The organism is Spirosoma utsteinense, from assembly GCF_014282275.1.
Taxonomy (GTDB): Bacteria; Bacteroidota; Bacteroidia; order Cytophagales; family Spirosomataceae; genus Spirosoma; species Spirosoma utsteinense.
Window position 1 is genome coordinate 1 of sequence record NZ_VFIA01000077.1, and the last position, 11,070, is coordinate 11,070.

An 11,070-nucleotide genomic window follows, 5' to 3' on the forward strand; every position below is an offset into this window, starting at 1 on the left:
CGTTTGCGGGCTGTTCTTGAAGCGTTATTCACGGGTCGGCAGACAGTCATCGAGTTGACTTGCTTTCCCTACATTCTGAATGCGTCTTTATGATTTTGAATTAGTATAAGAAGGCCAGCCATAACACATTATGTTACAACTGGCCTTCTTAGTTAGATCTAGTAAGATTCGTATTCGTAGGTATACGTGGTTTGAACAGAAGGGTTACTGCTTAAAGCAACAACTCGTTTGACTAACAGTCCATTGCTGTCATACTCGACTTTAGTTAAATCATCAATCGGGTTGTTCTTACTTAAATAGATGGGATCAACTCGTTGACCGCCAAGACCTATGACTGGTGCTAGCCCATAGTAAGGGTTTGCTTTGTCATCGTATTGATAGGTTTCCGTTAAGGTATTGTTTGGGGCGGAGTAGATAACCTCCTGTTTCGTCACATTACCACCACTGTATGTGTATAAGTTTAGCGCTGATACGGCCTTTTCACCTGTCTCCAAATAACCTTCAGCAGTGATTTTGTTGGGTGAATTAGTGGCATCATAACCGACCTGATAGACATACGCTAACCCATAGCCAGACCCCGGCATGCGAGCATTGTAGTAGCTAGCTGATGTTAGATTTCCTACGCTATTGTATTGATAAGTTCGTTTGCTGCCATTGCCAAAATCCGCCAATGGCTGAGTTATCGCTTCTAGCAGCCGACCTTGGGCGTCATATTGTAACGTTGTGATTGGGCCCGGAGCGTTTTCAGCGCGCTGATCAAACCCATTATGAATGCTGTAGCTGGCAATCTTATTGTCACCGTTGTAAGTAAATGAGTAGGAGAAATAGAGTTGAGAGGTTTGCTGGATGATTCGTTTGAGCCGCAACCGTTGAGTCCCTGGTTCGGTTTTGTGGTCCTGGCAACCACTTAAGCTGATAATTGCCCAGCAAGTAAGCAGGCATTGGGTGAAGCTGAATTTCATGGCTTGAAATAAGATAGAAGTAAGTAAAGACAATTAATTTCAAAGTCGGTGTTTTGGGCCTTTTTAGTTGCTCCTATGGGGGTTAGGTCTTGGAATAGTTGATTAACATACGGCACATCTATAAAAAGGTCAATTCTTGAGTATAGCTGCTACTTGGAAAGGGGAATAAGTAACCTCGTTGTATTTTCTGGGGAAAGCGGCTGGTCTGCCGTTCTGTCCGGTTTCGGGGAATAACCGACTAACATAACATTCATTATAAAACACATCTCAAAATAACACAACGCCCGGTCTCCTCCTACGAGGGGCCGGGCGTTGTACTTTACTTAGGCGTGTTACTGCCGGTGAGCCTGGCTACTTGGATTACTCAATCCAGCTCTTGCTCAAAAATCCTGCTGCTTTTTCACACTCTTTGGTCAGAAGGAGACTATTTATGTTCCGTTTGGGACATTTATCGTTCAAGCTGACAAAAGGTGAGTGAGTTATAGGGAAATAATTTGTTACATCCCTAGGCTCATGCCCCGGTTACTCCTCTGTTCTTGCTGAATACTTAATTCTCGCTGGTGGCTCAGCTCTACTTTCTGGGCTTGCTCCAGCCGTAGCTCTTCAGCCCGACGTAGATCAGCGGCTAGTTGCTGCTGGCGCTCGTGCTGCGTATCACGTAGTTCCAGTGTCATAGCGGCCCGTTCCTGGGCGGTGCCGTTGCTCATGGTATTCTGATACCGGAAACTCTCCTCTAAATCCCGGCGGTAGTTCAGCTGGGTATCAAAAGCTCGTTCGCTGCGCTCCTTGAACTCGACCCGGTTAAACTGGCCGAACTTGTGACCATGCGCTTCACTTTTGCCCTGTCCTCGATGGTTGGTGAGTGGACTTAGCAGTCGCTGGTTCTGCATGTCTTTGCGGCTCACAATGATCTGTATGTGCAGTTGCGGGCCCGCCTTCAACTCGCCCCGTTGACTCAGGCCCTGTTGCACTGCCGGATCGGTCCACTTGTAGCCCCGGTTATACTCCACCTTACCGTACCATTTCACATCATCGGGGCCTAGTCCCTTCTGGAAGTTGGCTGCGTATTCGGCCATCACCCCTCGGGCGTACTCTTTGAGCTGCTGGGGGTCGTTACCCAGGTGAGCCAGTTCTTTCTGGCTGGGACTGATGTTGACCAGATAAAACTTGGCCTCGTGCTGTTTGAGTTTAGCCGTGTTACTGTCGATACCCTGTCGTACCTCGTAAGGCCGCAGATCGTCCCGACCCTGATTGAACCACAACTCAGCTTTATGCTCGGCCTTCAGGTTGTTTTCTTTCTCTAAGTACTCCACGAGCTGGCCACAACTGCCGGCGTTGCTGCCTGTACTGCTGGCTGTAATGTTGATATGGGGCATAGTTGGATCGGAGTGGTACGCCACCGCGGGGCCGAAGCCAAGGGGATAAACAATTACAGATTGTTGACCTGGGTGTGGGCGTTGTCCTTGAGTTCCTTGATGAGCCGTCCCTGAGTGATGGCATTCAAGGCTTCTCGCTGCAAGGCATAGTGATCGAGGATAGCCATAAACTTGGCTTTTAAGCCCTTCTTTTCCTCCAGCTGTACTCGTACCTGTTTTTGGTGAGATTTTGTCTCTGCGAGCAAATCTGTAAGCGTCTGGGCTATTTCGGCTTGCTTTGCCTGCACATCCTGATGCTCTTTTATCTGTCGCCGTTGGGTAACGGCAAAAAACCCATCTACTTTCTGCTCCTCATTCATGTGAAAGAAGCGGCTGGGCTGCTGGCTGAGTTGACTCAGCCCCCGCTGCAATTGAGCCAGATCAGCCATCATGGGAGTGAGGGCTTCCTTTTCCTGGGTTTTGATAAAGGAAATGATCCGATTGATGCCTTGACCCAGTTCTTTCTTGAGCAATTCGTCGTTGAGATCGCCCGGATCCTTCTGGGATTTGTAAAAATAGTCCACCATCTGGCCGAACAGCTCTTGCTTACTGCGACCTAGTTTATCACTTAACTTGCTGAATTTCAGATCAGTATCGCCGCCGAACCGAACTGACTTATTGGCTTTCACATCCATAATTAAGCACTAGAATATACTAGAAATATCTTTTATAGGCTACAATAAGGCATTTATTGCTAAAAATATACTTTTTGCTTACTAACTAATATTATAACTATTTATTAACTAATTGATTATCAAGTCATAAACCTCGTGAGCAAGCACGAATTATCGCGCAGCGTAATTCCCGCTTGCTCTTTAAAAAGACCGCACTGCGCTTACACACGCGTCAGCCATCTTCATTTTAAGTGGGTCGATCTTTCCTAAAGCGGATCGGAGCTAAGGTAATCGTCTTAAACCAGTAGGTTCTTAAATTCCCTAGATACTCTTTCCACTCTTCGTAGCTGAAAGGCTTGGTAGTAAAAGCATTAGCCCCTGATAAGTAAGCGTGTTTAATGTCATCCAGTAACTCACTTACAGTGAGCATAACAACCGGGATGGAACACGCAACGGGATGTGCGGCGAGAAAATCTAGAAACGCGAACCCATCAGGGTCAGCTTTCAGATTAATATCTAGTAAAATCAATTTTGGCCCTTTGCCGTCTAACTCGTTGATGTACTCTTCCGCTTTTGAAGCACTTGTGATTTGAAGGAAGGAAGCTTCGGGAAAACTGTGCTCGGCTGCACTGCTTACAATTTGGAGGAGTTCAGTATCATCATCGACAAGTAATATGAGGAATTGAGACATAGGCTTAGCAGGAGGAGGAGATGTCAGGTCAACAACGTATTGTTATTAATCATTACGCCTTTAGTGAAATCTGCGACGCCGTATTTACTACTTGAGACTGAGGCCTTGCAGCATCGGATATCCGGTCCAGAACTCAGGAATTTTACGACATGAACTAAATTTATAGTTGCCACCCCCTCTGCTCTCTTTAGTTTTTTGCTTTCTTTTTCCCTTTCCAATTTGATTTTTGATCGGCTCATTAGCAGATTCTCGATAGTTCATTTTGCGGTCGCGTCAGCTACCTTAAATGCCGTTTTTCAAGGCACTTTTTTTACAACAAGTGCTTGTGTATTATCAAATATCACTTGTTAAACACTTGTAAGAGGAAAATAGGGCTTATAACTGTCAGATTTACAGTTAATTAGACTGTGGATAACTTTAATAAACACAGGTTTGATCGGTAATAAACACAGGTTTGATCGGTGAAACAGGCTTAATAAACACAGGTTTGATCGGTGAAACAGGCTTAATAAACACAGGTTTGATCGGCAATAAACACTTACAAATAAAAGTAATTGTGTTTTATATATTCGTTTTTATATTTGCCTCAGAATCAATTGCTATTAGGTATAATGAAGAAGGCTATAGAGATTTGGCAAGACAATGTTCTAACGGTTGCTCGCTATGAGATGTCAGAGGCTGAGAAGAACCTATTGTACATGGTAGTTGCCCAAGTGAAAAAGGATGATCCCCCAACAAAGATGTATCAAGTTTCAGTTAAGGAAATGGCTGAAATTGCAGGATCGAAAGAACTTATGTTTGAAGCTTACAAACAAGCAAGCCGCAAATTGATGACCCGTGTATTTGAAACTACGCTACCTAACGGTAACCTATTACAGGCAACATTTATCGCGTCAGCTGAATATAAGAAAGGAACAGGTGTAATCGAACTAGAGCTTTCTCAGAAAGTACGCCCTTATTATATTGATCTAAATCAGCGGTTTACAAAAATGCAGCTGGTTGCTGCAATTTCGCTTAACTCGGCCTATGCTAAGCGAGTATATGAGCTATTATGCATGTACAAAAACATGAAGGATAAGACGTTCCGACGTGACCTAATAGAGCTTAAGACCATGCTTTGCATAATTGATCAAAAGACTGGCAAGGATAGCTATCCTGACTGGACTAAATTTCAGAAAAATATTCTAGATGTAGCAGCCAAGGAAATCAACGGCCATACAGACGTATCATTCAATTATAAGCCTATTTATGGTGACCGACCAGGCAGAGGGCGTAAGCCTGTAACTGAAGTCCAATTTGAAGTATTCTACCAAGCAAAGATCGAACCGGTTCAAACATCGTCTTTACACGAACGGCTGGTAAAGCAATTTCGACTACGAGCGGATCAAGCTGATCAGGTACTAGCTTTACACTCTATAGAGACTATAAACCGGCAGCTTTATGATATCCAAGCAAAAGCAGCTGATGGCAAAGTGAAGAACATCGGCAGCTATACCGCCAAAGTATTCGGTTTACAAACGACAAAAGAGAACAGAAATGGAGAATAAAGAACCACTTGAACCCATTCCACCTATACAGCCGGGAGCGAATAGCTATAACCCTAAAGACATTCGTCGCTGGGGAGTAAAACGATTTCTAGATGAGGTCTGCCCAAAAGAGCCATTCATGATACCAGATTTGGGTTTTACCGATGAAGAAAATCGACGTATGGACGAAGCCTTAGACCAAGAACGTCAAGCGACCGCTGATGGTAAGTGAAGCAAATCGATAATCAATTAGATTGACTTTATATCATAACTATATTGAAATCCAATCATTTACCTAAGAATACAACCATACCTTTACCCTTACCCTTTGATAGTGAAGCCGAACGAGCCGAGATTTTCTGGCAAACCGCGAATTGTGACCACTTCATGGAGAACTATCGAGCAGATTCGGTAAAGATCAATGCTAAAGAACGGGTCCACAATCTGAGGTTTGCGGATGTAGCCCGCATGCTATCAGGTAATGTGCTTGTTAGTCCAGTACCCAAGTCATTAAATAAATATCAAGCCATTTCGTATTGGCAGACGAACTACTATTTGACTATTTTCACCTTGGAACGCCGGATAGAGAATCGTTCGGTCTTATTTGCCGTTATCTTATCAACGTATATTACTTATGAAAGCCGACACATCATTGACTATCAGCAGTTCGCCCAAACGACCCAGCAGAAGTACGGCCAATAAAACTGCGCCATCTCATGTATCCACTCCCTTATCTGATAAAGGTCCTTGGTTCCGTATGGATGGAGTTTGGTACACGAAGAATGAAGCTGGCGAAATAGTGCCAATGAAAGCCTAATTTCATCACAAAGTGGCTTATAGGTCATCAAATAAGCCATTTATGAGTAATCAGCGTAAAGTTTCTACAGTAGACATGATCAACTCGAAAACCTTGTTCCTGAAGGAATTAGAAGAATCGGTCAGGGAATTAAACGACGTGTTGGCTGGTAATTCGCAAGCCCAAGATGCTTACGAACTCCTTGACATCCTTGATGCGGTAGAGCGACGGAATGAACCAACTCGACCTTTTGAAGAGGTCAAAAACGAGATTTTAACAAGTCGTAGCATTTAGTTGAATAAGCGTTGCCAAAACGATTTCTTACCTTTTTCTGGCATTCGTTCAGCGATACCTTCTACCATTTTAGTCAAATGGTCTATCTGATTCTGTATATCAATCGGAGCAGCCGGTAATTGAGATTGGGTGAGCTGGGTTTGTACCAGGCTGCGGACATCTTCATTGATGTACTGCCCCATTGTTTTACCAGCTCTTTCAGCGGCCTTCTCAATAATAGAACGCGTATCCCGCTCAACTCCTCGAATCGACCAAGTTACAGGACCATTGCTTTTAGGGATTGGATCTGGTCGTATATCAGCACCCTGAGATTCAGCCTGCATTCGTGTCTTACATTTGTAAGACACATAATTAACAAAAATTTGGTAGAAAATGAGTTTGTAAGACAAAACCGAAAAAATGTCTTACACAAAACCAGTCTTGTCTTACACAAGAATTGAGTGTCTTACAAATCAAACATTTTGTCTTACATACCTGATAGTCTGTCTTACAAAGTGTCTTACTTTACATAAGATCGATTATACAACAATAAAATCATACATCTTGGCAACAAATATGTTGAGTACTTGACTGGCTTGTTTACTTTTCCTCACGTCATTATTGAGGTGCCGCTATCACTCACATTTATAGTAGTTCGCTCTGTTTCAATACTTTTTCAGAAAAATAGAGCGAGTATGAAACAAATCTGTATCCTTAGCACAATCGGTTGGTTTCTCAGTTTGTCACTCTTAAGCCTCCCTCTTTTAGCCCAGTCACCCCTATCCCTCGACCCCATATTTTTATGCCGATCGGGAGGCTTCGTTGACTTCAATCCAGTGGGAGGAGATGGAACGACGATCACGTATTCAGCAACGGGCGTCACCTTGTCTTCCCCAACCAGTAGCACGGGTATTGCCGATGTCAATGCATCATATCAACAGCCTAATACCGGGGCTAGGTACGCTATTATTGAAGCAACCCAAAGTGGGGTTACTATAAGCAGGGGGTTGACACTAGTTACGTGCACGCCCATAGTCATTACACCTATTGATCCTGTTTTCCTCAAAGCACCCATACCGGACGTTACAGCAAACCTGAATGAACCATTGGCTTCGCTGGATGTAGGACAGTATTTAGTCAGTCATGATAACGGCTATGACTATCGGGCTGGATTTAAATATAGAGTCTATGGCCTCCCTCCCGGCATTAAACTATTTGACAATTACGCCCTCCCCCCAGGACCAGCAGATACTCCGATTGATCTCAGCAAACCTTCTCCACTCGCCTACGCTATCTTAAGTGGCACACCTACCTTGGCCGGTACATTTCCGGTTACAATAGTTGCTACAAAGTATCCGGCTTTTCAAGATCCGTATTCAATAGCCGATACGTTCAATCTTACTGTTGCCAGGGGACCGCTACCCGTTACATTGATTTCCTTTACGGCAAAACCGCTGCCGGACCAGACCGTGCAACTAAACTGGATGACCAGTTTAGAGAGGGATAACAAAAGCTTTTTGGTTGAGCGTAGTAAGAACTTAACTGGTTTTGAGCCAGTAGGAGAAGTTAGCCGACAGGAAACAAATGATCAAGGCATAAAGAACTATCAGCTACTTGACAAATTGCCCTACGCTGGAACCAGCTATTATCGCTTAACTCAGATTGATGTATCAGGAAAGCGCACGAGCTATCCTATAATCTCGGTTGTACTGAGAGATAGTCCCTATCAAATACGGCCTAATCCTGTTACACGAAATGGTCAATTTACCGTTCTGTTAGATGAGCCCGATTCTGCCATCTTAACGTTATCCCGAGTCGATGGACGCGCTGTTTCTTTTCGGAAAATAGCTGCGACTAGCCAATCTATTACGCTTAGGTTAATCGACCAGCCAACAGTGGGACTATACATAATAACTGTAGAAGAAAGAGGTCAGTCCCGGCAGCACCGTTTGTTGATCGAGTAGTTACAGTTTCTTTGCATGAAAAGAGGGCGCATTGGCCCATCTGATAGGGGGCTATTCAGTGGCTCTTGCTAGTGGCTGTTATGGGGGGTGTGATCTTGGGAAAGTTTATTAACATAAAGACACTTATACAACAGGAAGTAATCTTAATACATGGTCAAGTAGGTACTTTATTCCCAGTGTCTTAAAATATATCTTCATGCCAACAATTGGTGAGATTCTAGCCAGCAATCTACAAGAGTTGATCGAACTCGAACAGATTACATTGATTCGGATTTATATAGTCGACTCAGAAAAGCTGTGTAGTGAAGACTCCACTTGGGCTTTTAATCAGGAATTTATTAAAGTTGATTACTCGTGGTATAATCTTAATCGAATACATAAATATGAATGTACTGACACTACTTTATCTCTCCATTTTTTAGCCCCATAATTGCTTCTATTTAACATATTGCTACTTATGTACTATTGTACTCCTCTAATGTAATCGAAGACGCTATTGCTCTATTCTGGCAAGTATTTAAGCAAACTGACAGTGTTGAGAGCTCCATCGCTGAGCTTAAGAGAACAGGAATCAGTCAAACTGGTACCATCAAAGTACTAATGGAAGTATTGGCCATTAGCACCGTAGAAGCAGATGAAATGGTGCGAAATTCAATAGCTTGGAATATGTAAGTTTTTATAACTACTAATTTTTTCTATACTCTTACTTTCTTAACTTATTCCCTTTACATAAAGTTAGTTATAGAACTTTACTTGTAAAAGTGCAAAATGCTATGTTCAAACAAATTGATATTTTTTAAAGATAGACATTATATTTTTTGAGTGTAGCATAGTAGCTAAAACTTAATTACTACTCTATCTTCTTAAACCACTGGGGAATGGACAACCATCCATCATAGGGGATACTAGATACTGAATCGGGAATATTGCTACCCCATACAATTTTTGCTATAGTGGGATCTTCACATTGAATCCTAAGTAAAAATTTTGACTTTTCATATTTTTTATAAGTATGCATAGTCAAATTCATGTTTTCTTTAAAATTTTTCCCTTCTATTTTCCAACGACCTTTATATTCTTTTCCCTTAAAAGCATATGAATAATGTACTTTTGATACTGTTGCTCTAGTTACGTACCCAATTGAATATCTTGAACATGCATTTAATTTTTTTAAATCATTTTCATCTTGAAAACGAACTATAATAACAATGATGCCAAAGAGTGAAGCAAGAAATATCCATTTTTTTAAATCGTTTTGAAGAAAATTATTCATTAGTTTATATTTTTTGAAATTATCAAAATGTTCGATTAATTATAGATAGCTTACACAATATGTCTTAGAAAACTACAAAATTTAGAATACTTGAAATATTGCATATTTCCCAGACCTGTTCTATAACTATGATTATGTAAAGAGATTTTTCTTAGAACCTGAATTGACTGACTTACGCTTTGAGCCAGAAATAGTGCTATATAATTAGCCGCTTTAAACCGCTTTCAACGCCTTGCTTGATCATCTTTCCGTAGCCCTCAGTTGGCAGATGATGGACATACGAAAGAGCCAGTTGATAATGGTGCTTTGCCTGTTCTATATCGCCCAAGTCTTCGTACCCTTTTCCTACATTCAAATACAGTGATGGATAGCTAGAAGTGATACTTTCATCTTGAATTTGTAGTGCCAATTGTAAAGCTCTCAGATCCCACTCTAGTTTTTCGGTCGCTGAGTCTTGATGTCGTGCCAAATAATGAGCGGCTGTAAACTTTTCAACGTCAGTAGCGGCTAAGCTCCACGCCTGCAAAAAGAGACCTTTTGCTTGATCTGGACTTTCAGCTTCTATTTCGATGCCTTTGGCACAGAGTTGAATGACGGGATTGGTAGGATCAAATGGCATTTTCTATTAATCTTTTTCTGTTGTATAAGTGAAGATTATGTTAACCTACTCGCGTAAATATAGAGTTTTAGGCCGTTGAAATGATGGTAAAATTGTATCGTAAACTCATCTGAAACACTGAAAATAAGAGGTTTATTTGCGAGATATCAATTTAAGACCGTTGGACAATCCTGGAATAACTACGGAGCAGGTTAGGGCACTGTCTTGCGGAAACGGGCGTTTTAATAAGACAACGCTTTTTTAATATCTGTCCAATCTGATCAATAGCATACGACTAGCACTGTTGGTTAGTTATGTATTCAGTTTAGCTTTCGAATTCTATGAAACTTGTTTTTTACTCTATTGCTGGGTTGGTTATCGTAGCAGCACTGACCTATCTGTATCTTCACATTTCCTTTTCTATAAAATGCCCTAAATGTGGCAAGATTGATGAAGAACGTATTACCCGTTCCAGCCTGGCTCGTTTCTTCTCCTGGTTTATTCCTACAAAAGCCTACCGTTGCCGAAAGTGCTGGAGTGAGTACGTTGTTGTTGGCCATTAAGGTTTGAATATCCGCAAGTCGGGTATCCTGTATAACTGGTATAATACTTTCACCTTTTCTTTCCCCTTTCCAAGGTACAATCTGGCCCTTATGTAGGGCTCTTGGCGGGGGTGGAATCTTGGAATAATTGATTAACATAAGAAGTCTTATAAAACGGCTCTTGGAAACCTGCAAATACTCCGCAGTTTTCGATCACTTCCACTTTTGTAGTTTACTTCGTTTATTAATTTGGTCAGGGCGGTCCGCCGTAGCGCTTCGAACCTGTTCGGGGTCAGGAACAGATAACTAATACTAAATCAAATTCAATAAGTCGTATCTTTGGTTATGGATTACGCTACTAAAATCAGCCAGACCGTTGACGAACTGCAACAGCTTGAAAAACAGCAGACTAATGT

Annotated in this window: 13 protein-coding genes; 6 read left to right on the plus strand and 7 right to left on the minus strand. The window is 42.1% G+C overall.

Features of this window, described 5'->3' with window-relative positions:
* Nucleotides 1-158 precede the first annotated feature (158 nt).
* The 4 genes from FH603_RS26790 to FH603_RS26805 all read right to left on the minus strand — a co-directional run bounded on the left by FH603_RS26790 (nt 159) and on the right by FH603_RS26805 (nt 3,682).
* Nucleotides 159-962, minus strand: coding sequence for an RHS repeat domain-containing protein (locus FH603_RS26790; RefSeq protein ID WP_186742185.1), 804 nt, complete (start codon nt 960-962; stop codon nt 159-161).
* A gap of 497 nt (nt 963-1,459) precedes the next feature.
* Nucleotides 1,460-2,338: a DUF5712 family protein gene (locus tag FH603_RS26795; protein ID WP_186742186.1), complete on the minus strand. Its 879-nt coding sequence runs from the start codon at nt 2,336-2,338 to the stop codon at nt 1,460-1,462.
* Between the two features lie 53 nt (nt 2,339-2,391).
* Nucleotides 2,392-3,012 carry a BfmA/BtgA family mobilization protein gene (locus FH603_RS26800; protein WP_186742188.1) on the minus strand — a complete coding sequence of 207 codons (621 nt, stop codon included), beginning with the start codon at nt 3,010-3,012 and terminating at the stop codon, nt 2,392-2,394.
* A 226-nt stretch (nt 3,013-3,238) separates the two neighbouring features.
* A complete protein-coding gene (locus tag FH603_RS26805; RefSeq protein WP_186742190.1) occupies nt 3,239-3,682 on the minus strand; it encodes a response regulator in 444 nt (147 codons plus the stop codon).
* A gap of 611 nt (nt 3,683-4,293) precedes the next feature.
* On the opposite strand from FH603_RS26805, the gene FH603_RS26810 reads away from it, so the two are divergent.
* From FH603_RS26810 to FH603_RS26825, 4 genes are all read left to right on the plus strand, one after another.
* Nucleotides 4,294-5,229 carry a replication initiation protein gene (locus FH603_RS26810; RefSeq protein WP_186742192.1) on the plus strand — a complete coding sequence of 312 codons (936 nt, stop codon included), beginning with the start codon at nt 4,294-4,296 and terminating at the stop codon, nt 5,227-5,229.
* The gene (locus FH603_RS26815; protein WP_186742194.1) at nt 5,219-5,440 is read left to right on the plus strand and encodes a hypothetical protein; all 222 of its coding nucleotides are present in this window, start codon (nt 5,219-5,221) and stop codon (nt 5,438-5,440) included. The genes FH603_RS26810 and FH603_RS26815 overlap by 11 nt, the downstream gene beginning before the upstream one ends.
* Nucleotides 5,441-5,484: 44 nt before the next feature.
* Nucleotides 5,485-5,910: a hypothetical protein gene (locus FH603_RS26820; RefSeq protein WP_186742196.1), complete on the plus strand. Its 426-nt coding sequence runs from the start codon at nt 5,485-5,487 to the stop codon at nt 5,908-5,910.
* Between the two features lie 157 nt (nt 5,911-6,067).
* Nucleotides 6,068-6,298: a penta-EF hand family protein gene (locus FH603_RS26825; RefSeq protein WP_186742198.1), complete on the plus strand. Its 231-nt coding sequence runs from the start codon at nt 6,068-6,070 to the stop codon at nt 6,296-6,298.
* On the opposite strand, the gene FH603_RS26830 is transcribed toward FH603_RS26825, so the two are convergent.
* A complete protein-coding gene (locus FH603_RS26830) occupies nt 6,295-6,621 on the minus strand; it encodes a hypothetical protein (protein WP_186742200.1) in 327 nt (108 codons plus the stop codon). The genes FH603_RS26825 and FH603_RS26830 overlap by 4 nt on opposite strands.
* 351 nt (nt 6,622-6,972) lie before the next feature.
* Here FH603_RS26830 and FH603_RS26835 point away from each other — a divergent pair, with 351 nt between their 5' ends.
* Complete coding sequence (locus tag FH603_RS26835; protein WP_186742202.1) at nt 6,973-8,241, plus strand: T9SS type A sorting domain-containing protein; 1,269 nt, start codon at nt 6,973-6,975, stop codon at nt 8,239-8,241.
* 850 nt (nt 8,242-9,091) lie between these two features.
* On the opposite strand, the gene FH603_RS26840 is transcribed toward FH603_RS26835, so the two are convergent.
* Both FH603_RS26840 and FH603_RS26845 read right to left on the minus strand, forming a co-directional pair.
* The gene (locus FH603_RS26840) at nt 9,092-9,514 is read right to left on the minus strand and encodes a hypothetical protein (protein ID WP_186742204.1); all 423 of its coding nucleotides are present in this window, start codon (nt 9,512-9,514) and stop codon (nt 9,092-9,094) included.
* A 196-nt stretch (nt 9,515-9,710) separates the two neighbouring features.
* The gene (locus tag FH603_RS26845) at nt 9,711-10,133 is read right to left on the minus strand and encodes an rRNA adenine methyltransferase (RefSeq protein WP_186742206.1); all 423 of its coding nucleotides are present in this window, start codon (nt 10,131-10,133) and stop codon (nt 9,711-9,713) included.
* 320 nt (nt 10,134-10,453) lie between these two features.
* Here FH603_RS26845 and FH603_RS26850 point away from each other — a divergent pair, with 320 nt between their 5' ends.
* Nucleotides 10,454-10,675, plus strand: coding sequence for a hypothetical protein (locus FH603_RS26850; protein ID WP_186742208.1), 222 nt, complete (start codon nt 10,454-10,456; stop codon nt 10,673-10,675).
* The last annotated feature ends 395 nt before the right edge of the window (nt 10,676-11,070 follow it).

Coding starts and splice junctions, on each gene's coding strand:
- FH603_RS26835 (WP_186742202.1), top strand. CDS start 6,973: ATGAAACAAATCTGTATCCTTAGCACAATCGGTTGGTTTCTCAGTTTG.
- FH603_RS26830 (WP_186742200.1), bottom strand. CDS start 6,621: ATGCAGGCTGAATCTCAGGGTGCTGATATACGACCAGATCCAATCCCT.
- FH603_RS26850 (WP_186742208.1), top strand. CDS start 10,454: ATGAAACTTGTTTTTTACTCTATTGCTGGGTTGGTTATCGTAGCAGCA.
- FH603_RS26825 (WP_186742198.1), top strand. CDS start 6,068: ATGAGTAATCAGCGTAAAGTTTCTACAGTAGACATGATCAACTCGAAA.
- FH603_RS26845 (WP_186742206.1), bottom strand. CDS start 10,133: ATGCCATTTGATCCTACCAATCCCGTCATTCAACTCTGTGCCAAAGGC.
- FH603_RS26840 (WP_186742204.1), bottom strand. CDS start 9,514: ATGAATAATTTTCTTCAAAACGATTTAAAAAAATGGATATTTCTTGCT.
- FH603_RS26805 (WP_186742190.1), bottom strand. CDS start 3,682: ATGTCTCAATTCCTCATATTACTTGTCGATGATGATACTGAACTCCTC.
- FH603_RS26800 (WP_186742188.1), bottom strand. CDS start 3,012: ATGGATGTGAAAGCCAATAAGTCAGTTCGGTTCGGCGGCGATACTGAT.
- FH603_RS26790 (WP_186742185.1), bottom strand. CDS start 962: ATGAAATTCAGCTTCACCCAATGCCTGCTTACTTGCTGGGCAATTATC.
- FH603_RS26810 (WP_186742192.1), top strand. CDS start 4,294: ATGAAGAAGGCTATAGAGATTTGGCAAGACAATGTTCTAACGGTTGCT.
- FH603_RS26795 (WP_186742186.1), bottom strand. CDS start 2,338: ATGCCCCATATCAACATTACAGCCAGCAGTACAGGCAGCAACGCCGGC.
- FH603_RS26815 (WP_186742194.1), top strand. CDS start 5,219: ATGGAGAATAAAGAACCACTTGAACCCATTCCACCTATACAGCCGGGA.